Raw genomic sequence first — 22,429 nt, 5'->3', positions numbered from 1 at the left:
TGCTGCCTCCGCGCAGGCCATGCACCCCTCCCCGGTCATGGACTGTTTTACGCGCTAAGCATAGGGCTCCGCCGCTGACGGGGCCGGTAATTGACGACGCAAATAGCGGGTTCGCTCAATCGTTGCTGTCGATCCCCAGTTCTGACCCGAAATAGGACCGCGCAATGTGCTTGGCCTCGTTGGCCGGGACGGCTCGCACCACCATCTGCGCGCCGAGCCCGTCGATCATGGTCAGCAGCCGCCGTGCCGCAATATCAGGGTCTGCCACCTGAAACTCACCCGAGCCGACGCCCAGGCGAACGACGTCGCCGAGGCACGCGAGCCACTCGTCGGTCAACCTGTTGGCCTCCGCGGCCAGCGCGACATTGCGCCGACCAAGGCTCCACGCGTCGAGCCACAACGCGCTGGCGTCCTCGCTGGACTCATCGAGGACATAGTCCATCAGCGCGGCCATCTTGGCGGTCGGTGTCGAGGCCGCGGCGACCAGCGACCGGGCGTTGGCCAGATCGGCGACCGCGGCGCTCGTGAACGCCGCAGTGATGAGCTGCTCAGCGGACGAGAAATAATGGCTGACCAGGCCGGGTGTCACGCCGAGATCGGCGGCGACGCGGCGCAGGGTCACAGCGGACAGACCCTCGGCGGCGCTGATCTCGACCGCCTTGGTCAGGATTTCGCCGTGCCGCTCGGCAGGCAGCTTCCGCTTGGCGTCCCGCATGTGGAGGGTCAATTCCCGTCCTTCTATTGACGAATCCCGATTCTTATTGAACACTACATCAACACTATTGAACTCCCCATCAACAAGTCGAATCGAGTAGCTAGTGACCGCTACCCTGTCCACCCCAGCCGTCGAACCCGCTGAGGACCGCGTCGGTGCGATCGAAGCCTCAGGCGTCGGATACCTGCCCGAAGAGGCCCGCGACTCTGGGCCGCGCAACCTGTCGGCGGTGTTCCTCGGCGCCAACCTGACGTGGACGAACGTCGTTTTCGGCGCCTTCGCGATCCTATTCGGCCTGAGCTTCTGGCAGACCGTCTCCTCGATGGCCGTCGGCACCGCGGTCGGCACCCTGGCAGTGCTGCCCACGGCGATCATCGGACCCCGCACCGGCACCAACATGACTGTCTCCAGCGGGGCCTTCTTCGGTATCCGCGGCCGGTTCATCGGTTCGGGTCTGGCTCTGGCAATCGCGCTGGCCTTCGCAGCGGTCACCGTGTGGACCAGCGGCGACGCCCTGGTCGCCGCCGGACACCGCCTGCTCGACACGCCGGAGAGCGACATCGTGCACGCCGTCGCATACGCGGCGGTGGCTGCGCTGATGGTGACCGTCGCGCTTTACGGCCACGCCACCATCATCGCCATCCAGAAGGTCGTGGTGCCCGTCGTCGGAGGGCTGATGATCGTCGGGGTGTTCGCGTTCGCCGACGGCTTCAACCCCAGCGGGTCGGGCGGCGAGTACGCATTAGGCGGCTTCTGGCAGACCTGGGCGCTTTCGGCCGTGCTCTTCGCCGCCGCGCCGATCTCCTACGGGCCCACCATCGGCGACTACACGCGACGCATCTCACCAATCCGGTTCAGCGACAAGCACATCTGCGCGGCCCTTGGAATTGGCATGTTCATCGGCGTGCTGCTGCCCAGTCTGTTCGGCGCGTTCACCGCGCTGACATTCGTGAACCCGACCGACTCCTACGTCGACGACCTCGTCGCAGCGTCACCTGCCGCCTACGTCCTGCCCATTGTGGTGATCTCCTTGTTCGGCGGCATGAGCCAAGGCGTGCTGTGCATCTACGCCAGCGGGCTGGATCTAGAAGGGCTCGCACCACGAATGAAGCGGACGCAGACCACGATCATCACCGCGGCCGTCGCCATCGCCCTGCTGTACGTCGGCGTGTTCGTGTTCGACGCCATCGACTCGGTGACCGCGATGACCGTTGCGCTCAATGCCCTCATCACGCCGTGGGTAGCAATCCTGGCGATCGGCGCGCTGCGCACGAAAGCCTATGACCCCGTTGATCTTCAGGCGTTCGCGCATGGGCGTCGTGGCGGCCGGTACTGGTTCACCGGCGGCTGGAACATGCCTGCCGTCATCGCATGGGTGGTCGGTGCCACGTTCGGGCTGCTGACCGTGAACACCACGCTCTATGTCGGACCGCTCGCCGATATCGCCGGTGGCGTGGACCTGAGCACGATCGGTTCCGCGGCCCTTGCGGGCTTGATTTACTGCGCGTCCCTGCGTTTCATCGAGGCATGACGCGCTCAGCCGACGAACTGGTCACCGAATTCTGCAAGAAGTGGGCCACCGCCGACCCCGAGGAATTGGCCGGCTACTTCACCGAAGACGGCATCTACCACAACATCCCGATGGAGGCGGTGCAGGGCCGAAAGGCCATCCAAGAGTTCATCGCCGGGTTCACGGCGGGATTCGACGGTATCGACTTCCAGGTGCACAGGCAGGTCAGCGATGGCGATCTGGTGATCAACGAGCGAACCGATGTGATGCGGCGCAAAGAAGGCCAGCCGATACGACTGCCGGTCACCGGGGTCTTCGAAATCGAGAACGGTCAGATCAAGGCCTGGCGGGACTACTTCGACATGGCGACCGTCACCAGCCAGTTCGGTTAGGCCAGCAGGGGCACGTCGGCGTTGCGGGTGGTGGTGAGTATCTCGAACATCGCGCGCCGGCTGGCGACGAGTTCGGTCGCGGCGATCCCGCTGCCGGACAATCGAAGTCGACAGGTCGCGAGCGCGGAGTTGTAGCAGAACTTTGTGTCTCCGCCGGTGTCGGTGTAGGTCAGCCCGATCACGTCGCGCGACTCCGCGGTCATCTCGCCGTCCACGGTCACATCGCCGACGCGGGCGCCGAATGACCAGCTGAACGGCAGGTACTCAGCACGCGAATGGCGAGTCGCCAGCACCGAACGCACCGCCACTTCTCGGCCGTCATGGCGAAGGACGAGAAGCGTGGCGGCGGGCAGTGAGAGGGGGCCGACCGCCGCATGCGCGGTCACGATTTCCAGGCTCGATCCCGGCTCCCCGTCGAACCCGCACACCTGACCGAATGCATAGGCGGGTGTGTGGCGACGGCCCCAGTTGTGGTTGACGCTCCCAGTCCAGCCGTCGACGCGCAGAGCGACGTCGTCGAGCTCCAGGCTGCCGTCGAACCGCGCGAGTGGATGGCGAACCATCGTCTTGGCCGTCGGGAACTTCGCCTTGTACCCGCGGTCGGTGAGCAGTTTGACCGGCGCCTCGTCGCCCGGAGCGATCTGCAGATTCCAGGTCGCTGACCTCTGCGGACCGGTCACCGACCCGTGCGCCGACCGATCGTCGATGGATGTCGGGCCGACGCGCGCGGTCCAGTCGTCGTATCGAAATTCGGACTGGTCGATCGGAAACGGCTGTTTGAGCGCCCGATTGCCCGCCCCGTCCGGATCGAACACCATCACCCACGAGTCGGCGACCGGCAAGCCCGACGTGGGAAGCAGCAGCGTCGAGCGCAGCCACAGCGCCTGTGCACCACCGGGATGGTTGGCGCGGACGAATCTGCTCTCGTAGTAGGGCGGCTGCGGCTTCACCAGACCAGCATCCAATACTTGAGCGGTGACAGGTACGCAGATCGCCACCTACGTGCTGGCGGTCGTCGCTGCGGTCGAAGCCGTCGCGATCGCCGTTTTGGGGGTCCAGCTCAACCGGTCCCGACGCGAGGCCGACGAGTTGCGCAGCCGGGTCGACGCCCGCAACGCGCTGCTGTCCGGTGGGCGGGAGGCCGTCAAGACGGTGTGGCAGACGGCGAACATCATCCGCAAGGAGGGGTTCGGCGCCGCGGTCGCCTCATCGATCGAAGACCTCGCCGACTGGGCCGAGGTGGAACGTCCCGACCTCGCGAGGCTGGCACCCGACGGCAAGGTCGCGATCCTGTTCTCCGACATCGAGGAGTCCACGGCTCTCAACGAGCGCATCGGGGATCGCGCTTGGGTGCGGCTGATCGGCAGGCACGACAAGATGATTCGGCGGTGTGTGAAGAGCCACCACGGTCACGTCGTGAAGAGCCAGGGCGACGGGTTCATGATCGCCTTCGCCGAGCCGGAACAGGCGGTGCGGTGCAGCGTCGATGTGCAACGGGCACTTCGTCGGCGTCCCAACGGAATCAAGGTGCGCATCGGCATCCATGTGGGCAAGTCGGTGCGCCGCGGCGACGACCTGTTCGGCAGGAATGTCGCGATGGCCGCGCGCGTGGCGGCGTACGCCGACGGCGGCCAGACTCTGGTCAGCGAACCGGTGCGCGAGGCAATCGCCGGCGACGACATCTCATTCGACGACGGAAACGAAGTCGAGCTCAAGGGCTTCTCGGGCCGGCACCGGTTGTACGCGGTAAAAGTCGCCTGAGCTTGCCGCTCAGCGCTGCACCTGGCCTTCGATCGCGCGAGCGAGCACGGATTGCGCCCGAAAAAGCACCTCATCGCGCGGCCATGACATGGTGCTGACGCTAGTTGACCTCTCGATCTTCGGACTCGGCCAGCCGCTGGTGCAGCCGGGCGCGGATGTCCTCGGGCGTGTAGGAGTTGCGGCGTCGCTGATCGCGTGCGACCAGCGCGCCGCCGGCCACGACACCGGCGACACCGGCCAGTCCGACCCACTTCCAGATGCTGTGCATGACCGTCAGTGTGCCTAAGCTGCGGTCGTGGATGCGAACACGGTCACCCTCGAGCGCGCCCTCAACGAGACCCGTACCGGGGATATCTGGCTGTTCCGCGGCGATTCTGGGCCGGATCGGGCGATCCAAACGATGACCAATGCGCCGGTCAACCACGTCGGGATGACGGTCGCGATCGACGACATGCCGCCGCTGATGTGGCACGCGGAACTCGGCGACAAGCTGCTCGACATGTGGACGGGCACCAACCACCGCGGTGTACAACTCAACGACGCGCGCGCCGCCGTCGAGCGCTGGATCAACAACTACGGCCAGCGCTGTTGGTTGCGCCAGCTCAGCCCGGACGCGACCCGTGAGCAGGAGGACCAGGTGTTGCGCGTGATCGCCCGGATGGACGGCACGCCTTTCCCCAGCACCGCGCGGCTGACCGGGCGCTGGTTTCGCGGCCGGGTTCCAACGTCGGCGGATTGGACCAGAGGTATCCCATTCCTGGACAAGAGAGTTCGCGAGTCCGCTCGGCGGAGGCGGGCCGACGAACGCAACGGGCTGGAGACGGCCTACTGCGCCGAGACCGTCGCGGTCACCTACGAGGAGATGGGCCTGCTGACCACCGAGAAACACACCAGCTGGTTCGACCCGGGCAAGTTCTGGAGCGGTGATCTGCTGCCGCTGACGCAGGGATACAAACTCACCGACGAGATCGCCGTCGTACTCGGTTAGTCGATGCCGACGTGGCCGATGCGATAGCTTTCGTGGGATGCGCCTGACCAATGCCTTCTTCGCCAACCACGCAGAGGTGGTTGACGACATGCTCAACGTGACGGGCGGATGCTGGACTTCGACTGCCGTCGCGGACGGGTCGACGGCGTTCGCGACACGTTGCGTCGTGTTCTGCGAGGTCAGCAGGCAGGATCGCGGTAAGCAGTTCGGTCTGCACATCGACGCGACGGGACCGACGGGTCAGCAGTGGACACCGGCACGGTCGTCGTACTTCACCGTGCCCAGCCGGATCGCGTTCATGGTGACGCCGCCCATCGCGCTGCCGATCGAGCCCAACGGCGGAATGCACGTCTACACGGTCCGCTTGGAGGATCACGAGGAGCGGATCCCGCTGTCGCTTCATGTGCAAGTCGTGGCCGGCAGCGCGTTTCCCCGTCATTGAGTTGGCGAATCGGGTCGTCGAACGTTCTTGCGGCGCTATCGTCCGGCCATGCCATTGCACTACGTGGATCCACACAAGAAACACAGCCGCTGGTATACGGCCATGGAAACGTTCAGCCGGTCGGGGCCAGGTCAGTTTCTGGCGCACAATGTGTTTCCGCGCATCGACCCGTGGCTGTTCCGCGCGACCGGCGGTCGTTATCCCTGGGTCCTCGGCGGACCGTCGACGGCGCCACTGGTCAGCACGGGCGCCAAAACCGGACAACGCCGCGAGCATCAGCTCACCTACTTCCACGACGGCCCCGACCCGATCCTGACCGCCTCCAATTACGGCGGCGGCAAACATCCGCAGTGGTACTACAACCTGAAGGCCAACCCGCAGTGCGAATTCGGCGACGAACCGTTCATCGCAACCGAGGTCACCGACCCCGACGAATACACGCGGTTGTACGGACTCGCCGAGAAGGTCTACGCCGGCTGGCGTGACTACCTCGAGAAGACCTCAGCCGTCGGACGCACCATTCCCGTCTTTCGCCTCGTTGCGCGTTAACCCCTCATAGCCGCGCGAAGCACGGGTTCGCGTCCTTCTTGGGGATCGACGCGTTCTGGCTGGAGAACTTGCCGACGACTCCGCTGTCGGTGACTTCGACGCTGTCGGCGTGGATTCCGAGCGGATAGTTGTCGTTCAGTTTTTTGGTCAGGTCGTTCAACGCCGTCTGCACACCGTCTTTCGGCAGCGGACCGACGACGTCCAGTACCTCGAGGTTGAGATCGCCGTCGGCGACAACGGGTTTGGCCGTGACGCTGTTCTCGCCGGCATCCACGATGATCGTGCCTGCCGCGGGGTCGGTGCGCACGCCGGTGATCAAGCTCCCCACGGCGGGGAGGTTGGCCGCCAGTGTGTCCTTGATACCCGCGGACTTCCATGACAGCGTCGCGGTCAGCGATCCGATGGTGCCCTTGGAGTCGCCGGTTTCCCGCAACCGCACATCGGAGACGGTCACGTCGGCGGTCATCCCGGTCGCGCCCTGAACGCGTTTCCCGGCGGTGGTGACGGCGATGTTGGTGTAGTGACCGGTGATGTGCTGCCAGAGGAACGGCGGGTTGACACCGTAGGAAATGGTGACGCCGTCCTGCACAACGCATTCCGCGACGTCGACGAGGACGCCGTCGGCACGGTGGCGGGCGTAGAGCTCTGCACCTGCCAGACCGCCGGCCAGCAGAGCGACGATGATGACCGCGATGAGGATGATCGACTGCCGATTGAGGAATCCCCTGCCGCGTCGCTTCTTGGCAGCCGGCGTCTGCGCGTCGGGCGGCGGAGCCGGTTGGGCACTGGCGGTTGGCGGCGGAGGCGGTGCTGCGCCCGGCGGTGGCGGAGGCGGTTGAGCACCGCGCGGCGGTGGTGGTGGCGGTTGGACACGGCGCGGAGGCGGTGGCGGCGGTGGCGACCGGAATTTCTCGGTCGGTGCTGCGTCAGGAGGCTGCCTGCGCGCACGGATCTGTTCGGTAGGCGGTTCAGGTGCCCTGTCCGGACGCTGGATCCTGCGCGTTGCGGGGTCCTGGTGTGGGTTGCCCCTGCCCTGCCGACCGGGTCCCCCGGGACGTTGCGGGGGCGGCGGCGTGGTCACCTGCGCGATTCTGCCTCATCGAGCCGGATACATCCCGTCAATCTGGGCGAGTACCGAAGTACTCATGTTCAGAGGTCCCTTGACCACCACCGTCTGATCGACGGTCCCCACAGCGAGGGCCCTTCGGCGGGTTCATGACACGCCTGTGGGCGCCGACGACTCTGAACTGGGACGTCGCGAGCGCGCGATTCGATTACCCGGCGCGGCGACTCGCCGACCGCCAACAAGCCTGGCTGCGTCGGGAACCGCGATAATTCGGCCCGTGCCGTCCGGAAGTCCTGCGCGTGCGAAGCGGTACGCCCGCCGTCGCAGACGCCGCATCGCCACGAAGGTGCACGAGCTCACCGGTGTGCAGTGGGCCGCGCTGCAGGCCGCCTGGGGTGGATGCGCCTACTGCGGCGCGACCGACAAGGCGCTGCAGAAGGACTGCGTATTGCCGATCTCGCGCGGAGGGCGCTACGAGGTGTCCAACGTCGTGCCCTGCTGCCGCTCCTGCAACACCAGCAAGTGCAACGTCGAGGTGACGAGCTGGATGCGTCGCAAGAAGCTGGACGAAAGTCGATTTTTGTTGAGGCACGCTGAGGTCAACGCATACCTCGCAGCAAATGAAGCGCTGACCTGAGAGTTCGTCGGTGTGCTTCACCGGCACGGTGGCGGGCCGACGCGGTCGGCGCAAAATATTTCGGTTTAGTGACATGCACGGCGGGTACAGATCCGCGAGCGACGGGGGAGTTAATAGACGGGGGTCTATTCGTCGCGCCTATATGAGGACTACAGCCCCTTGGTCCTCGCATGTCGTCGGTTCCTTGAACCGACCTGAATGATGGAGAAACAAGTGCGAAAAGCTGTTGCAATTCTGGGTATGACCGGTGCGTTGACGTTCGGCGGAGCAGGCCTGGCGCATGCCGCCACCTACGACAGCCCTGTCCCGACGACCACAACGACTCTCGCTCAGTCCGACACTGAGGACGACGGCGATAACACCGGCCTGTGGGGCCTGGCGGGTCTTCTCGGTCTCGTGGGATTGCTGGGGCTGAAGAAGCGCAATGACCGGAACGTCGCAACCGCACCCGGACAACCCGGACAACCCGGACAACCCGGCTACGGCAACGCGCCGCGCGTCTAGCATCGGCACGCTCAGTCGGCCCGCCGCCAGCCTGGTGGCGGGCCGACTCTGGCCTGTGCCACACGATGGTAGTGGCGACTTCTCGATACCCGCGGGGGCTACGTGCGGCCGACTCGCCTGCAGAACGGCGTCCTTGGCAAGCCGCCATCCTGTTCACGCTTCTCGAAGCGGCGGAGGAGCTAGTCCGGCGCTGTTTCTCAACGTCGGCGGTTGCGCCCAGCAGATCCGCCTTCGAACGGGAGTGAACGCAACCCTTCTTTCTACTAGCCCCGTCGCAGTCCAGACAATAACTAAAGGCCACGGTCAGCATAAGTTGATCTACGGGGACGTAATTATTGTCACCAGCAGTTCACGGCCTTCTGCTAGATCACACCGTGGCGCGGGCGGCCCATGCGGCAGCGGTAACGGTGAACGGCCCACTGCCGAGTCGTTCGCGAGCCACCGATTCAAGCCGTCGACGACCGTCGTCATCGAGCCGCTGGACGTAGTCACCGGCGGGGCCAACGCCGAATGTATAGGGCTCCCACCACTCCTCGAAGGTCGGATGAACGACGTCGACCGCGATGGGCTCCTCTTTCACATCGGTCAGCCCGGCGCCTTCGAAGAGTTCAGTCAGGTGGCCCATCGTCGCACCGGAGAGCAGCGCCTCATCCTCGGCAGCCGGATCGATCACGTGTACCGCATCCCAGAACGGCGCCAGCGCCCCGGTCGGACCGTCCCAGACACACGCCGCGATGACGCCGCCACGGCGGGTCACGCGCGCCATCTGCCCAACCGCAACGACCGGATCTGACATGAAGTGCACGACGAGTTGCGCGAGAGCAGCATCGAAAGAAGCTGTGTCGTAAGTCAGTTCCTCCGCCGTGCCTTGTCGGACCTCGACCTCGGGGAATCGCATCCGGATGGCGTCGACGAACGGCGGCGAAGGGTCGACCGCCGCGACCTGGGCTCCGATCGACAGCAGATGAGCGGTCAGGGCGCCCGGCCCGCAACCGACGTCGAGGACCTTGGTCCCCCCGCCGATCCCGGCGAAGGCCACGAAGACCTCCGCGAGAGGTTCGGCATACCGGCCCATGAACCGCGTGTAGGCCTCCGGCGGGACATCGAAACTCACCCACCGAATGCTACGTCGCGCGCCGACGATTGATCGCTATATCACTCTCGATGACGCACGACGTTGACGACGTTGCCATCCGGTGCACGGACGAGGAATCGACGCACACCCCACTCCTCGGTCGTCAGCGGGTGGACGATTTCGAAGCCGCTGTTCATGGCCTCTTCGTAGGCGGCTTCGACGTCATCGGTATGGACCGAGATGACCGAATCGTCAGGCGCCGTTGCGTCTTTGGTCACCAGTTGGACGTTCACTCCGGTGTCGGGCGACGCGTAGCGGGCCACCCATCCCATGTTGAACTCCTCGATGCTCAGCCCCAAGTAGTCCGTGTAGAACCTTTTCGCAGCATGGATGTCGGGCACGTGAAGGTTGGCTGTGATGCGTTTTGCCCGCACGGGCTACTCCTCCTCTATCCGCTGCCTTGCGGTGATACCTGCTCACTAATGGCTTCTTTGTCGATCACCGACCACACTTCGACGATTCGCCCCTCGTCGAACCTGTAGAAGACGTGCTCCGGAAAGGAGACCTGCGTACCGGTCGGCTCGAAACCCTGAAACGCGCGCCGCGGATTGCATTCGAAGAACAGCCTGCAGGCTACGACGTTGTGGTCGGCGAGAAGGATCTCCGGAGTGAACTGCAGATCTGGGATCGCGTCGACGTCGGCCTCCAGCATCGCCCGGTATCAGTTGATTCCCAACCGTTCCCCGTTGTACACGACCCCGTCGGCCACGAAGCGTCCGAGCTCATTCCACTGTCGGTTGTTCAAGCACGCCAGGTAGTCGCGGTAGACCCCCAGCAGATCGCCGGCTTCCATCGGTCTTTCGATTCACCTGCCTAGACGTTGAAGCGAGCGATTCCCTTCACGGGAAGATCCGTGCGGACATTGTCACTCGGTACAGGCCTGGGTGGGAACCGGTTTCGTGTTGCCGACGTGAGACATCTGCGCGGTCAACTCGTGGGCGGTCAATGCAAAACCGGTATCGGGGTCATCCATATCCGCGCCGAACACGATGCCCAGCATCCTGCCGTCTCGACCGATCACCGGGCCGTCACCTTCACCTACAGATCCTTTGAGGATGTACACCTCACGGCTGACCGTGTCGGCGTGGTAGATATCGGGCCCCTTGAGAAGGATGGTCTCCTGGATTCGCGCCGTGGTCGTCGCGAGGTCACCTCCGTCTGGATAGCCGAGCACCAGAGCATCTGTCTCCGGGTGGGCCCCCTGTGTGTCGAATTCGAGGGGGGCGGCCGACAGTCCGGGCACCTCGAGAATTGCGACGTTCGCTTTCGGGTCGAAGGACACGACATGGGCCGGGTACGTGTTCTGCCCGTCGACAACCTCCACAGTCTCCATACCGGCGACGGTAGCCGCGACGGACATGACTCGGTTGGGCGCGACGACGACGCCGGTGCCATCGCTATGACAATCCGCCGCCTCTCCATGGATCTTGAGCACGCTGGCTCGTGCGGCGGCCACCGCCGGGCCGGGCACGAGCGCGGGAGCCGAGGCGACGACTGCCGGCGGATTGTCCGAGGTCACGAAAATCGAGACTCCGACAGCAACCGCGGCGACCGCAACAACCACGACTGCCGAAATGAGAATGTTTTTCCGCTGCCACCACGGCCGTGGGCGAGCCGGAACGTCCTCGGCCGGACCGATCGGGTTTGTCTCCACCAACGCCTCCCAGCGAACGACCTGTCGGTCGCAGACGTCAGAGAATAGTCTGTCGTCGGGCCCACGGGAGCTGTTGCAAAGGATTTACGAGCAAACACATTCTCGAACCGGCTTCCGAGCAGCCCTACACGTTGAAGCGGAACTCGACGTCGCCGTCGGCCTAGCGAAGGTCTCTCCCCGCGTCGGGGTTAGTCGGGCCGCGTGAGGCCCGAGCATGGTTTGTCCGCCGCGCGACGGGGTATCAAAATCCCGATTCCGTCTCAAATCGCCACCGTCGGGGGGTGGCGCACATGTCCTCACAGAGTGGAGTGCGCATGAACCCATCCGATCGACGTCGTCCCCTCCTGCTGCTCGTGATCACAGCAATCGCAGCAGCGGTGGCAGTGGTAGGCGTACCCGCACCGACGGCGCAGGCGTTCGACCCGCCTTTTCACGAACGAATCGTTCGTGATGCGCTTACTCCCGACCTGGTTGACAACACCGCGATGATCCAGATCCTCGCCGGCCCCCCGCCAGGGATCGGCGCGGTAGGGAGCGACCTGTCGCCGGCCCAGGCGTTTCGGCACTTCGACAACGCGAAGAACCCGGCCGACATCTGCACCCGAGCGCGGGACGCGTGGAATTTCTACATACCAGCGGTGACGAGTGGGGCGCGACCCGCCGGCCCAGGTTTCACAGTCTTGGTGAACGGCCCCGGGGCCCGCAGCGCGTTCGGTGGGCTTGCTCACGCACTCGCGGACTTCTACTCGCACTCCAATTGGGTCGAGCTGAACGCTGCCGCGGGCCAGCCAGAGCAACCCGGCCCCGCGCTTTTCCCCACATGCGACCCAGCTGCGCTTCCCGCTGCACTACACACCGGATACTTTTCCCTGATCTACGGGCCCACGGGCTGCCCGCTGTTCGGACCTCCGCCGAATGGATTCCAGGATTGTCACTCGACGTTGAACAAGGACGGGCCCTACACCAGCCGCGGCCGCGCGGTCGTCCCCGGAACGGGGATGAACCATTTCGATCTCGCTGCGCTTCTCGCCACCCGGGCTACCACCGACCTTTACTGGCAGGTGCGCGGCCTGGTGGCCACCACGGTGAACGCGCAGAACCCCGGCGCAGATGGCGATTGTGTCGCGAAGAAGCTGTTTCAACCCGACATTCTCGAGCCCTGCGCCCGAACGCCCTGACTCTCAGCAGCGACGCGCCCTCGCTCGTCGCACTACTTCGGGGACGATTGGAAAACCCGAGAGCCGGAGCGCTCGGCAGCGCAGTCAATCTTTCTTCTGCTGCCCAGACATTGCTTGAAACCGACACTCGACCACGTCGCGCTCCGTCATGCGCGAGCCACTGGAATCTCTTTCGCCCGTCGTAGGTGTAACGGGATGCGCTCGGTCAGACCAACATCGCCGCTGATTCCGATGTCCAAGAGAGGCGGGGCGGCAGTGCGGGGCTACCGCAAGACGCCGACGACGAGAATGATGCAGGCTGCGATCATCGCGGGCGCCAGAGAAGCCAGAAGGAAGTTGACAAAACCCTCCTTGCCGGCAGATGCCACATGCCCACCCGCCGCTTCTGGCGCGAACTTCCGTCCGGCACCCCAGATCGCTGCGAGTTGCGTTGCCAGCCAGTTCGCGTACGTGCCATACGCCAGCAGGGCCACGGAAGCGACCTGACATCGGCACGCTCCGGGCAGTTCTTCGGTCATCCGACGATGTCAGTTGGGATGATCGATTCGGCACATCTGGCTTGCGTGCCGTGAACCGGAATAGGTGAGGGCATGACCGAACGAGCCGTCGAGGCTCTCGGCCTCGCGAGGTCGGAGCTGACGCCGAGGCTGAACGCAATCGCCTCAAGCGATTGGAAGAAAGCGACTCCATGCACCGAGTGGAATGTTCAGCAGTTGGTGAACCATGTCATCGGTGTGCACCACCGAGTCGCGCGCCTCGTTTGCGGTGGCAGCCGCGATGAATACGTAGCGACGAGAGAGGACGACTGGATCGGCAACGACCACATCACTGCTTGGCACACGGGAGTTCGGGCGCTGGACGAGGCAATCTCGAATGCACGAGGCTTGGATATTCCTGTCGACTATCGGATTCCGATGTCAGCCTGCGACCTGATTGGCCTCACCGCGTTCGATACTGCCGTGCACACCTGGGACGTCTCTCGTGCGATCGGGTTCGATGAGCGACTCGATGGCGCGCTGGTGGAGTATGCGCTGGGTTTCATGGAGTGGATACGAAGCCAACCACCGTTGGAGGCGCTCTTCGGTTCACCGAAGGAGCACCGACCTGAGGAAGCGTCAGCCCGGGTTCGCCTCCTTCAATTGGCCGGCCGCGAGGCCTGACGCCCCGGCCGCCTTGCCACCTGACGTCGTGGAACCGCAACCCGACCAGGACACCGTCGGCCACTGGCGCAGGGCGCTCGCCGACCGCACCGCCTTCCTCCGGCCAGATCTGATTTATTCGTTGTGCAAGTAGATCCTTGGCTAATGTTCAGATTGGGGTGGTCGCCGGTTTGTACTAGGCCAAGGCCCGGTCGAGCATGATGAATTGCACGCCGGATGAGAAGTGGACGCCACTTTTGCGCGGATGCCCATAATCAGCTGATGATCACTACTCGCTTGACCGAGCGTCTGAGCATTCGGCACCCGATCGTTTCAGCGCCTACGGCACTGGCGGGCGGCGGCGCACTGGCAGCGGCTGTTTCACGTGCAGGCGGCCTCGGACTCATCGGAGGCGGCTATGGCGATTCAGACTGGATTCGTGCACAATTCGCAGCCGCCAACCCGGAGCGGGTGGGAGTTGGCTTCATCACTTGGTCAGCCCAGCGGTCGCCGAGCATTGTTGCCGATGCACTTGACCTCGGTCCGGCTGCGGTGATGCTGTCATTCGGCGATCCTGAGGTCTTCGCCGACCAAGTCAAACGGACTGGCGCACTACTTATTTGCCAATGCCAGGATCTTACCCACGTCGAGCAGGCACTCCGCTCAGGTGCCGACATCGTTGTAGCGCAGGGTGCTGAGGCGGGCGGCCACGGTGCATTGCGCGGGACTCTGAGTTTCGTGCCGGAGGTTGCGGATTTGATTGCTGAACGCTCGCCGGAAACCTTGGTATTGGCGGCAGGCGGAATTGCCGACGGGCGGACGCTGGCCGCGTCGCTCCTATTGGGCGCCGATGGCGTATTGATCGGAACTCGGCTGTGGGCATCCGACGAAGCGCTAGTGCATCCGCGCCACCACAACGCGATCCTTGAGTCAACCGGGGACGGGACTATCCGTACGACGGCGGCCGACGTCGTCCGTGAACTCGATTGGCCGGCAGATTTCACGATGCGAGTGCGACGCAATGCCTTTACCGAGCGATGGCAAGGCGACGAGGAATTGCTGGCAACGAATGCCGCAGTGGAGGGCCCGCGATACCGAACCGCGTTTGCAGATGGTGATCCAGACAACGCAGGGGTGGTGTTCGGCGAGGCCGCCGGGCTCATCCACTCGATCGACTCGGCCGGTTCAATCGTGAAGCGACTCGTCGAGGAGGCCGAGGAATTGTTGCGGTCGGGAGTCGCCTACACGTTGAAGCGGAACTCGACCACGTCGCCGTCGGCCATCACGTAATCCTTGCCTTCGATCCGCACCTTCCCTGCTGCCTTGGCGGCCGCCATCGAGCCTGCCGCCAGCAGGTCGTCGTAGGAGACGATCTCGGCCTTGATGAAGCCCTTCTCGAAGTCGGTGTGAATGACCCCGGCGGCCTTCGGCGCGGTGTCGCCCTGATGAATTGTCCACGCCCGTGATTCTTTGGGCCCGGCCGTCAGGAACGTCTGCAGCCGCAGCGTGTGGAAGCCGGCCCGGGCCAGCGCGTCGAGTCCGCGCTCGGTCTGACCGATCGACTCCAGCAGCTCGGCGGCCGACTCGTCGTCGAGCTCCTGCAGCTCGGCTTCGATCTTCGCGTCGAGGAACACTGCGTCGGCTGGGGCGACCATCTCGCGCAGCGCGGCGACCCGCGCGGAATCGGTGAGGACGGCTTCGTCGGCGTTGAACACATAGAGGAACGGCTTCGTCGTCAACAGGTTGAGCTCGCGCAGTAAGGCGGTCTCGATCGACTGGCCCGCGGCGAACAGCGTCTTGTCGTTGTTGAGGACTTCCTGCGCGGCCAGCGCCGCCTCGTATGCCGGCCGACGGTCCTTGTGCGTGCGGGCTTCCTTTTCGAGGCGCGGCACGGCCCGCTCCAAGGTTTGCAGATCAGCCAGGATCAGCTCCGTCTCGATGATCTCGATGTCGGACTTGGGGTCGATCCGGCCGTCGACGTGCGCGACGTCGTCGTCGGTGAAGACGCGTACCACTTGGCAGATCGCGTCGCTCTCGCGGATGTTGGCGAGGAACTTATTTCCAAGACCTGCGCCCTCTGAGGCGCCCTTGACAATCCCGGCGATGTCCACGAACGTCACCGGCGCAGGCACGATTTTTTCAGATTCAAACAATTTGGCGAGCTCGTTCAGCCGCGCATCCGGCAGCGGCACCACCCCCTCATTCGGCTCGATCGTCGCGAAGGGGTAGTTGGCAGCCAGCACGTTGTTGCGCGTCAGGGCGTTGAAGAGCGTTGACTTACCCACGTTCGGCAGACCAACGATTCCTAGATTCAAGCTCACAGGGAGCCAAGTCTAGGAGACAGCCTCGGGCGCGCCCGCGTGCGCTGGCAGCCACTTTCAGTCGAAGCCGGTACGGTCAACATGTGCCAGGACAGCGCGCGAGGTCTGCGGTAGCGGCCGAGCATCGCTCCATGATCCCCACGATTCCGGGCGTTCCGTCGTGGGGTGCGCTGCTGATCGCGGTGACCTTCACCGCAATCGGCTTCGCGTTCGACGCCGGTTCCGGCGGCAAGGAGCTGACGCTCGCCTTTGCTGTCGCCTACGCCGTCGGTTGCGTAGCGGCCGTCGTCGCGGTGCGGCAGACCGGCATCTTCACCGCGGTCATCCAGCCGCCGTTGATCTTGTTCGTCTGCGTACCCGGCGCCTACTTCCTGTTTCACGGCGGCGCGATGGACGGCGTCAAGGATCTGCTCATCAACTGTGGCTACCCCTTGATCGAGCGCTTTCCGCTGATGTTCTTCACGACGGCCATCGTGCTGTTGGTCGGACTGGTCCGCTGGTACACCGGCATGTCGCGGCGTCGTTCCGCGCCTGCGGAAGCCGTGGAGTCCGAAAGCCCGCTCGCGGTGGTGACATCCAAGATCTCGGGGCTCCTCGGCCGCGACGCCGCCGCAGACGAGGCCGTCGACGACGCGCCTGCCGCACGGCGTGGCCGGCAGCACTCGATCGACCGCAGCGCGAGGACAAAGAAAGCGTCGACGGCCACCACGCGGACGCGCAGCGAACGGCCTGCCAAGCGCGCGCAGCCGTCGCGCTCGCGGCACACCCGTCCCCCGGAAACCGAGATCATCGAACCCGTCGTCGAGCGCCCTCGTCGGCCGCGAACCGCCCGACGGAGCACAGAGCCCGACGTGCCACCTGCCGAGCCGCGGCGCCGAACCCGTTCGTCGTCGACGCGAGAACCCCGCAAATCGTCGTCGACGCGAGAGCCCCGCAAGCAACCACCGCCGAGCGAGCGTCGGTCGCCGTATCAGCGGCCCGATCGGCACAGCCGGTTCGACGGCTTCGAACCGTTCGAACCCCACGGAACGAGCGCGACCAACGGCTCGGGTGGATCGAGCGGCACCAACGGCTCGCGCAACGGCAGCCACCACCCGATCTCGCGGGTGCGCTATCGCGGCGCCGACGACGGCGACCAGAACCCGCAGTATCGGGCCCGTCCTCGCGCCTCGAAGTCCAAGCATCGGGCCGATGCCTGGGAGTACGACGTCTAACGGCCTTTAGCGCCGGGCAGCACGGATCTCGCGTGGCAGCGCGAACACCAGCGTTTCGTTGGCTGTGGTGACCGGCTGCACCGTGTCAAAACCGTGCTCGGCGAGCCGATCCAGAACACCGCGAACCAAAATCTCGGGGACCGACGCACCGGAGGTGACGCCGATCGACGTGACGCCGTCCAGCCAGGCCGGGTCGATATCGTCGGCGTAGTCGACCAGATATGCCCCATCGGAGCCGGCGCCCACCGCCACCTCGACCAGTCGCACCGAGTTCGACGAATTGCGCGAGCCGACGACGATCACCAGCTGGCATTCCGGCGCCATCGCCTTCACCGCCACCTGACGGTTCTGCGTGGCGTAGCAGATGTCGTCACTCGGCGGATCCTGCAGCGTCGGGAAGCGTTCCCGCAGCCGCCGCACGGTCTCCATCGTCTCGTCGACGCTCAACGTCGTCTGCGACAGCCAGATCACCTTGCTCAGATCGCGGACGGTGACGTTGTCGACCGCCTCGGGCCCGTCGACGAGCTGTACGTGGTCGGGCGCCTCGCCTGCGGTGCCGACGACTTCCTCGTGTCCCTCATGGCCGATCAGCAGAATGTCGTAGTCGTCGCGCGCGAAGCGCTTCGCCTCGTTGTGCACCTTGGTCACCAGCGGGCAGGTCGCGTCGATCACCTGGAGCTTCCGCTCGGCCGCCGTCGTGTGCACGGTCGGGGCCACGCCGTGGGCGGAGAACACCACGATCGCGCCTTCGGGAACCTCGTCGGTTTCCTCGACGAAGATCGCACCGGCCTCGGCCAGCGTCTCCACCACGTGCCGGTTGTGCACGATCTCGTGGCGAACGTATACCGGCGCGCCGTGCTTCTCCAGCGCCCGCTCGACGGTCTCGACGGCGCGGTCGACACCCGCGCAGTACCCGCGGGGCTCGGCCAGCAGAACCCGCTTGCCTGCCACGCCACTCGACGCCGAGCTCGAAGCGCCCGGAATCCCCATGTCGATAGTTGGCGGCATGGTTCCCAGGGTACTGACCCGCGCTGCCGCGAGGCCAGCCGTAGGCTGTGGCGCATGGCTACTGCACCGTATGGGATCCGTCTGCTGGTAGGAGCGGCGGTAACGGCGATCGAGGAAACACGCAGGCTTCCTCAGACCATTCTCACCTACCCGATGACCGTCGCCAGCCAGGTCGCGCACCTCGTGATGAAGGTGCAGCAGGACGTGGCCGATCTGGTCAATAGGGGTGACGAGACGCTGGAGAGTCTGTTCCCACCCAAGGATGAGCAGCCCGAGTGGGCGACGTTCGACGAGGACGAGCGCGACGAGGTGCCTGCGCCGTCGGTTCCGGACGGTGAACGGCTCACCGAGGGCAGGTTCGCACTGTTCACCGGTGGCGAACCGGATACCCGAAGAGACGACTCACCGGCCTCCGCGGCAAGCGGCCAGCCCGAGGTCGTCAAGCGCCTCGACTACGAGACGCTGACGCTGGCGCAGTTGCGGGCGCGGCTGTCGTCGCTGCGGGTCGACGACCTGGAAGAACTGCTGGCCTACGAGGAGTCCACCAAGTCCCGGGCCCCGTTTCAGACCCTGCTGGCCAACAGGATCACCCGCGCGACCGCCAAGTGAGCGCTGACGGCCGAGGCGAATCCGCGGACAATCCGTATCCCGTCCGCAGCGTCGCGATGATGGTCAAGGACTGGATCGAGAAGCTCGGCACCGTCTGGGTCGAGGGTCAGATCGCGCAGCTTTCGCTTCGGCCGAACACGAGCACGGCCTTCATCACGCTGCGCGACCCTGCAGCCGATATGTCGCTTTCGGTGACGTGCCCGCGTGACCTGGTGATGAATGCCCCGGTCAAGCTTTCCGAGGGCACGCAGGTGATCATGCTGGGAAGGCCGAACTTCTTCGTGGGCCGTGGCACTTTTTCGTTGCGGGTCAACCAGATTCGCGCGGTCGGTGTCGGTGAGCTGCTCGCTCGGATCGATCGGCTGCGCAAGCTGCTCGAAGCCGAAGGACTGTTCGACCCGCGGCTGAAACGGCCAATCCCGTTCCTGCCCAACACCATCGGGTTGATCACCGGACGAGCCAGTGCCGCAGAACGAGACGTCATGACGGTTGCCACGGGACGCTGGCCGGCTGTCCACTTCGCGGTCCGCAACACGGTCGTGCAGGGCGCCAACGCCGTACCTCAGATAGTCGCGGCCTTGCGCGAACTCGACGATGACCCGGCGGTCGACGTCATCGTGATCGCGCGCGGTGGCGGCAGCGTCGAAGACCTGTTGCCGTTCTCTGACGAGACGCTGTGCCGTGCGATTTCGGCGAGCACCACGCCGGTGATCAGCGCCGTCGGGCACGAACCGGACAACCCGCTCTGCGACCTGGTCGCCGACGTGCGGGCGGCCACCCCGACCGACGCCGCCAAACGCATCGTCCCCGACACCGCCGCAGAGCAAGCGCTGCTGCGCGACCTCCGCACCCGCAGCGCGCGGGCGCTGCGCAACTGGGTCCATCGCGAACAACATCAGCTGACCCAGTTACGCAGCCGACCGGTGATGGCCCAACCGTTGGCCGCGCTCACCGCGCGGTCCGAGGAGGTGCAACGCGCCAGGGCAGCCGGCCGTCGCGACATCACTCGGCTGGTCACCACCCAATCCGAGCGCGTAAGCCATCTGTCGGCCCGGTTGTCAACGTTGGGGCCTGCGGCAACCCTGGCCCGTGGTTACGCGGTGGTGCAGGCGGTGACGGCTGCGGGCGAGGCTGCAGTGGTGCACGCCGTGGCCGACGCGCCCGCCGGAACGCGGCTGCGGGTGCGGGTGGCCGATGGGGCCGTGACCGCGGTCAGCGAGGGAGGCCGATGAAGCCTATTAGTGAATTGGGCTACGAAGATGCCCGTGATGAGTTGATCGAAGTCGTGCGCCAACTCGAGCAGGGTGGACTGGATCTGGATGCGTCGCTGAAGCTGTGGGAAAGAGGTGAAGAGCTGGCCCGAAGGTGTGATGAGCACTTAGCTGGGGCCCGCAAGCGGATCGAGGACGCACTGTCAGCCGGCGACACTAAGGATAGTTGACACCGAAAACAGTTTCGCAAAAAGGGGTCGAAACTGGAACACGTTTCATTTATGCTCTCCGGCATGGGTGATTCAACGCTGACGACTGATCTCGGCCGTGTGCTTGTCACCGGCGGCTCCGGCTTCGTCGGGGCCAACCTGGTGGCCGAACTGCTCGCGCGGGGACGCGAAGTGCGCTCGTTCGACCGCGCGCCCTCCCCGCTGCCCGACCATCCGGCGCTAGACGTCATCGAGGGCGATATCTGCGACGAGGACACCGTCGCGGCCGCCGTGGACGGCATCGACACCGTCATCCACACCGCGGCGATCATCGATCTGATGGGCGGCAAGTCCGTCACCGACGAATACCGGCAGCGCAGTTTCGCGGTGAATGTGGGCGGCACCGAGAACCTGGTGGTCGCCGCCCAGTCCGCAGGGGTCAAACGGTTTGTCTACACCGCCTCCAACAGCGTGGTGATGGGCGGCAAGCGTATCTCCGGCGGCGACGAAACCCTCCCCTACACGGAGCGTTTCAACGACCTCTACACCGAGACCAAGGTGGCCGCTGAGCGGTTTGTGCTGTCACAGAACGGCTTTCGTGGAATGCTGACCTGCTCGATTCGGCCCAGCGGAATCTGGGGCCGTGGTGATCAGACCATGTTCCGCAAACTGTTCGACAGCGTGCTCGCCGGACACGTCAAGGTTCTGGTCGGTAGCAAGCACGCCAAGCTCGACAACTCCTACGTGCACAACCTGATCCACGGGTTCATCCTTGCCGGCGAGCACCTGGTGCCCGGCGGGACCGCTCCGGGTCAGGCGTATTTCATCAACGACGGCGAGCCGATCAACATGTTCGAGTTCTCCCGCCCCGTCGTCGAGGCATGCGGCCAGCGTTGGCCCCGACTGCGCGTCTCGGGCGCTTTCGTGCGGTGGGTCATGACGATCTGGCAGTGGCTGCACTTCCGTGTCGGGTTGCCGAAGCCGCTGTTCGAGCCGCTCGCAGTCGAGCGCCTCTATATCGACAACTACTTCTCGATCGCCAAGGCGGAGCGCGATCTGGGGTACCGCCCGCTGTTCAACACCGAACAGGCGATGCACGAGTGTCTGCCCTACTACCTCGAACTGTTCGAACAGATGAAAGCCGACACCCAGGAAGTGCCCGTGAAAACGGTCACGGCAGCCAACCCGGCGGCCTGACCACCTCAGCTGATCAGGTGGACGGGGTGCCGCGTGACGGCCTCGATCCGTGACCCTGCGCGGTGCAGCAGATCGGTGCCCAATGAGATGAGCGCTCTCGCCGCAGCGATCTCCTCGCCGATCATCGGCTGACTGACGTCACGGGGGTTGCGGAAGGCCTCGCCGATCGCGGTCAAGGTTTCGCCATCACCGAGATGAGCGCGGACGGTCGCATGCGTATGCGTATCGCTCTCGTCGAACTCGATGTCGAGGCGCCAACCCTCGTCAAGAAATTCGTCCTGCATGGTGTCACCTTCCCGCGGCCCGCCTACAGACTGCTCCGACTCGTCGCCACGCACTGGAAAATCGCAGGGTTGCTGCCGCAAGGCTGACAACGGACGGCGGCACGAACACCTCCGGAGGGGCGACGAAGCACCGACGGTCAGTTAGGTGGACTGGCAGACGGTGACCGGCGAGCCGGAGACGCCATGAACCTACGGCTCGCTGAAGACATCAGCGCTCCGATCTTCGACGCTTTCGTGAATTTTGACTGAGAGCCTGCCGAAGCAGCCCAATCCTGACGGGATCCCGAATAAGGTCATGCCGCACAACTATTTCGGTCGGGGCTGAGCGAGAGGTGTGCCATGCCTGATGGGCAAACCGCACATCTCGGTGATCTGGAGAGACGACATCGGCATCAGCAACCTGATTACTAATCGGCACGGGATCAGTTTCCCCAAGATTCGCGCGACAGGGATGGCGTCGGCGTTCCTCGACACGTTCGAGGAGCTTCCGCCGCGGCACCCACCAGCCAGCTTCAGCGTCGATCAGAACGTCATGAAGCTCGAAGATTTCCTGGCGGCCGACTAAGGGTCAAGACGACCCGGCGGCCACAACAATTCAAGAAAGGGATTGTGCATGCCTGATTCACAGCCGAACATCCTCGTCATCTGGGGTGACGACATCGGAATCTCCAACCTCAGCTGCTACAGCCGGGGCCTGATGGGCTAC

General features: G+C 64.8%; 29 protein-coding genes and 1 pseudogene. 17 read left to right on the top strand and 13 right to left on the bottom strand.

Annotated features, from left to right (window positions below; all coding sequences use genetic code 11):
* Positions 1 to 115: 115 nt before the first annotated feature.
* The gene (locus QOJ24_RS20575; RefSeq protein WP_526264587.1) at positions 116 to 727 is read right to left on the bottom strand and encodes a TetR/AcrR family transcriptional regulator; all 612 of its coding nucleotides are present in this window, start codon (positions 725 to 727) and stop codon (positions 116 to 118) included.
* A 91-nt stretch (positions 728 to 818) separates the two neighbouring features.
* Between QOJ24_RS20575 and QOJ24_RS20570 the strand changes: the two genes are divergently transcribed.
* A complete protein-coding gene (locus tag QOJ24_RS20570; protein ID WP_526264585.1) occupies positions 819 to 2,246 on the top strand; it encodes a purine-cytosine permease family protein in 1,428 nt (475 codons plus the stop codon).
* Positions 2,243 to 2,617, top strand: a complete 375-nt coding sequence (locus tag QOJ24_RS20565) for an SgcJ/EcaC family oxidoreductase (RefSeq protein WP_526264583.1) — start codon at positions 2,243 to 2,245, stop codon at positions 2,615 to 2,617. The genes QOJ24_RS20570 and QOJ24_RS20565 overlap by 4 nt, the downstream gene beginning before the upstream one ends.
* Here the strand turns inward: QOJ24_RS20565 and QOJ24_RS20560 are convergent.
* Entirely contained in the window at positions 2,614 to 3,570 is a 957-nt protein-coding gene (locus tag QOJ24_RS20560) for a hypothetical protein (RefSeq protein ID WP_526264619.1), read from the bottom strand. The genes QOJ24_RS20565 and QOJ24_RS20560 overlap by 4 nt on opposite strands.
* A 22-nt stretch (positions 3,571 to 3,592) precedes the next feature.
* Between QOJ24_RS20560 and QOJ24_RS20555 the strand changes: the two genes are divergently transcribed.
* A complete protein-coding gene (locus QOJ24_RS20555; RefSeq protein WP_526264581.1) occupies positions 3,593 to 4,378 on the top strand; it encodes an adenylate/guanylate cyclase domain-containing protein in 786 nt (261 codons plus the stop codon).
* A 100-nt stretch (positions 4,379 to 4,478) separates the two neighbouring features.
* On the opposite strand, the gene QOJ24_RS20550 is transcribed toward QOJ24_RS20555, so the two are convergent.
* The gene (locus tag QOJ24_RS20550) at positions 4,479 to 4,646 is read right to left on the bottom strand and encodes a hypothetical protein (RefSeq protein ID WP_526264579.1); all 168 of its coding nucleotides are present in this window, start codon (positions 4,644 to 4,646) and stop codon (positions 4,479 to 4,481) included.
* A 27-nt stretch (positions 4,647 to 4,673) separates the two neighbouring features.
* Between QOJ24_RS20550 and QOJ24_RS20545 the strand changes: the two genes are divergently transcribed.
* Genes QOJ24_RS20545 through QOJ24_RS20535 form a run of 3 tightly spaced genes read left to right on the top strand, consistent with a single transcriptional unit; the run spans position 4,674 to position 6,357 of the window.
* A complete protein-coding gene (locus QOJ24_RS20545) occupies positions 4,674 to 5,366 on the top strand; it encodes a guanylate cyclase (protein ID WP_526264577.1) in 693 nt (230 codons plus the stop codon).
* Between the two features lie 37 nt (positions 5,367 to 5,403).
* Entirely contained in the window at positions 5,404 to 5,808 is a 405-nt protein-coding gene (locus QOJ24_RS20540; RefSeq protein WP_526264575.1) for a hypothetical protein, read from the top strand.
* A gap of 48 nt (positions 5,809 to 5,856) precedes the next feature.
* Entirely contained in the window at positions 5,857 to 6,357 is a 501-nt protein-coding gene (locus QOJ24_RS20535; RefSeq protein WP_526264573.1) for a nitroreductase/quinone reductase family protein, read from the top strand.
* A 4-nt stretch (positions 6,358 to 6,361) separates the two neighbouring features.
* Here QOJ24_RS20535 and QOJ24_RS20530 read toward each other — a convergent pair whose 3' ends face one another.
* Positions 6,362 to 7,438 (bottom strand): LmeA family phospholipid-binding protein, encoded by a 1,077-nt coding sequence (locus QOJ24_RS20530; RefSeq protein ID WP_526264571.1) that lies wholly within the window; start codon positions 7,436 to 7,438, stop codon positions 6,362 to 6,364.
* 262 nt (positions 7,439 to 7,700) lie between these two features.
* On the opposite strand from QOJ24_RS20530, the gene QOJ24_RS20525 reads away from it, so the two are divergent.
* Both QOJ24_RS20525 and QOJ24_RS20520 read left to right on the top strand, forming a co-directional pair.
* Positions 7,701 to 8,060, top strand: coding sequence for an HNH endonuclease signature motif containing protein (locus QOJ24_RS20525; RefSeq protein WP_526264569.1), 360 nt, complete (start codon positions 7,701 to 7,703; stop codon positions 8,058 to 8,060).
* Between the two features lie 198 nt (positions 8,061 to 8,258).
* Complete coding sequence (locus QOJ24_RS20520) at positions 8,259 to 8,564, top strand: WGxxGxxG family protein (RefSeq protein ID WP_526264567.1); 306 nt, start codon at positions 8,259 to 8,261, stop codon at positions 8,562 to 8,564.
* Between the two features lie 367 nt (positions 8,565 to 8,931).
* On the opposite strand, the gene QOJ24_RS20515 is transcribed toward QOJ24_RS20520, so the two are convergent.
* The 5 genes from QOJ24_RS20515 to QOJ24_RS20495 form a co-directional block, all read right to left on the bottom strand.
* Entirely contained in the window at positions 8,932 to 9,678 is a 747-nt protein-coding gene (locus QOJ24_RS20515; RefSeq protein ID WP_526264565.1) for a class I SAM-dependent methyltransferase, read from the bottom strand.
* Positions 9,679 to 9,719: 41 nt separating this feature from the next.
* Complete coding sequence (locus tag QOJ24_RS20510) at positions 9,720 to 10,073, bottom strand: VOC family protein (RefSeq protein WP_526264564.1); 354 nt, start codon at positions 10,071 to 10,073, stop codon at positions 9,720 to 9,722.
* Between the two features lie 14 nt (positions 10,074 to 10,087).
* Positions 10,088 to 10,351, bottom strand: a complete 264-nt coding sequence (locus tag QOJ24_RS20505; RefSeq protein ID WP_526264562.1) for an ester cyclase — start codon at positions 10,349 to 10,351, stop codon at positions 10,088 to 10,090.
* A 9-nt stretch (positions 10,352 to 10,360) separates the two neighbouring features.
* A complete protein-coding gene (locus QOJ24_RS20500; RefSeq protein WP_526264560.1) occupies positions 10,361 to 10,492 on the bottom strand; it encodes a hypothetical protein in 132 nt (43 codons plus the stop codon).
* Between the two features lie 72 nt (positions 10,493 to 10,564).
* Positions 10,565 to 11,353, bottom strand: a complete 789-nt coding sequence (locus QOJ24_RS20495) for a trypsin-like peptidase domain-containing protein (protein WP_526264558.1) — start codon at positions 11,351 to 11,353, stop codon at positions 10,565 to 10,567.
* Between the two features lie 353 nt (positions 11,354 to 11,706).
* Between QOJ24_RS20495 and QOJ24_RS20490 the strand changes: the two genes are divergently transcribed.
* A complete protein-coding gene (locus tag QOJ24_RS20490) occupies positions 11,707 to 12,531 on the top strand; it encodes a hypothetical protein (RefSeq protein ID WP_526264556.1) in 825 nt (274 codons plus the stop codon).
* Between the two features lie 263 nt (positions 12,532 to 12,794).
* Here QOJ24_RS20490 and QOJ24_RS20485 read toward each other — a convergent pair.
* Positions 12,795 to 13,016, bottom strand: a pseudogene (locus QOJ24_RS20485) (styrene oxide isomerase); the annotation flags it as partial.
* Positions 13,017 to 13,121: 105 nt separating this feature from the next.
* On the opposite strand from QOJ24_RS20485, the gene QOJ24_RS20480 reads away from it, so the two are divergent.
* Positions 13,122 to 13,691 (top strand): TIGR03086 family metal-binding protein, encoded by a 570-nt coding sequence (locus tag QOJ24_RS20480; protein WP_526264554.1) that lies wholly within the window; start codon positions 13,122 to 13,124, stop codon positions 13,689 to 13,691.
* 261 nt (positions 13,692 to 13,952) lie between these two features.
* Positions 13,953 to 14,960 (top strand): NAD(P)H-dependent flavin oxidoreductase, encoded by a 1,008-nt coding sequence (locus QOJ24_RS20475; RefSeq protein WP_526264552.1) that lies wholly within the window; start codon positions 13,953 to 13,955, stop codon positions 14,958 to 14,960.
* Here the strand turns inward: QOJ24_RS20475 and ychF are convergent.
* Positions 14,912 to 15,991 (bottom strand): redox-regulated ATPase YchF, encoded by a 1,080-nt coding sequence (gene ychF / locus QOJ24_RS20470; RefSeq protein ID WP_526264550.1) that lies wholly within the window; start codon positions 15,989 to 15,991, stop codon positions 14,912 to 14,914. The genes QOJ24_RS20475 and ychF overlap by 49 nt on opposite strands.
* A 131-nt stretch (positions 15,992 to 16,122) precedes the next feature.
* Between ychF and QOJ24_RS20465 the strand changes: the two genes are divergently transcribed.
* The gene (locus tag QOJ24_RS20465; RefSeq protein WP_526264548.1) at positions 16,123 to 17,205 is read left to right on the top strand and encodes a DUF6542 domain-containing protein; all 1,083 of its coding nucleotides are present in this window, start codon (positions 16,123 to 16,125) and stop codon (positions 17,203 to 17,205) included.
* A 6-nt stretch (positions 17,206 to 17,211) separates the two neighbouring features.
* Here the strand turns inward: QOJ24_RS20465 and QOJ24_RS20460 are convergent, their stop codons facing one another.
* Positions 17,212 to 18,213 (bottom strand): 4-hydroxy-3-methylbut-2-enyl diphosphate reductase, encoded by a 1,002-nt coding sequence (locus QOJ24_RS20460; RefSeq protein ID WP_526264546.1) that lies wholly within the window; start codon positions 18,211 to 18,213, stop codon positions 17,212 to 17,214.
* 54 nt (positions 18,214 to 18,267) lie between these two features.
* On the opposite strand from QOJ24_RS20460, the gene QOJ24_RS20455 reads away from it, so the two are divergent.
* From QOJ24_RS20455 to QOJ24_RS20440, 4 genes are read left to right on the top strand one after another with little or no spacing between them, the layout of a single operon-like run.
* A complete protein-coding gene (locus QOJ24_RS20455; protein ID WP_526264544.1) occupies positions 18,268 to 18,822 on the top strand; it encodes a lipid droplet-associated protein in 555 nt (184 codons plus the stop codon).
* A 56-nt stretch (positions 18,823 to 18,878) separates the two neighbouring features.
* On the top strand, positions 18,879 to 20,054 hold the full coding sequence (gene xseA / locus QOJ24_RS20450; protein WP_526264617.1) for an exodeoxyribonuclease VII large subunit: 1,176 nt from the start codon (positions 18,879 to 18,881) through the stop codon (positions 20,052 to 20,054).
* Complete coding sequence (locus tag QOJ24_RS20445; protein WP_526264542.1) at positions 20,051 to 20,263, top strand: exodeoxyribonuclease VII small subunit; 213 nt, start codon at positions 20,051 to 20,053, stop codon at positions 20,261 to 20,263. The genes xseA and QOJ24_RS20445 overlap by 4 nt, the downstream gene beginning before the upstream one ends.
* A 51-nt stretch (positions 20,264 to 20,314) precedes the next feature.
* Entirely contained in the window at positions 20,315 to 21,439 is a 1,125-nt protein-coding gene (locus tag QOJ24_RS20440; protein ID WP_526264540.1) for a 3-beta-hydroxysteroid dehydrogenase, read from the top strand.
* Positions 21,440 to 21,444: 5 nt separating this feature from the next.
* Here the strand turns inward: QOJ24_RS20440 and QOJ24_RS20435 are convergent, their stop codons facing one another.
* Complete coding sequence (locus tag QOJ24_RS20435) at positions 21,445 to 21,723, bottom strand: dsRBD fold-containing protein (RefSeq protein ID WP_526264538.1); 279 nt, start codon at positions 21,721 to 21,723, stop codon at positions 21,445 to 21,447.
* Positions 21,724 to 22,069: 346 nt separating this feature from the next.
* Between QOJ24_RS20435 and QOJ24_RS20430 the strand changes: the two genes are divergently transcribed.
* Positions 22,070 to 22,288 carry a hypothetical protein gene (locus QOJ24_RS20430; RefSeq protein WP_526264536.1) on the top strand — a complete coding sequence of 73 codons (219 nt, stop codon included), beginning with the start codon at positions 22,070 to 22,072 and terminating at the stop codon, positions 22,286 to 22,288.
* Positions 22,289 to 22,429 lie beyond the last annotated feature (141 nt).

It is taken from the genome of Mycobacterium sp. (assembly GCF_032159775.1).
GTDB lineage: Bacteria > Actinomycetota > Actinomycetes > Mycobacteriales > Mycobacteriaceae > Mycobacterium.
This window is presented reverse-complemented; position numbering and strand designations above follow the sequence as displayed.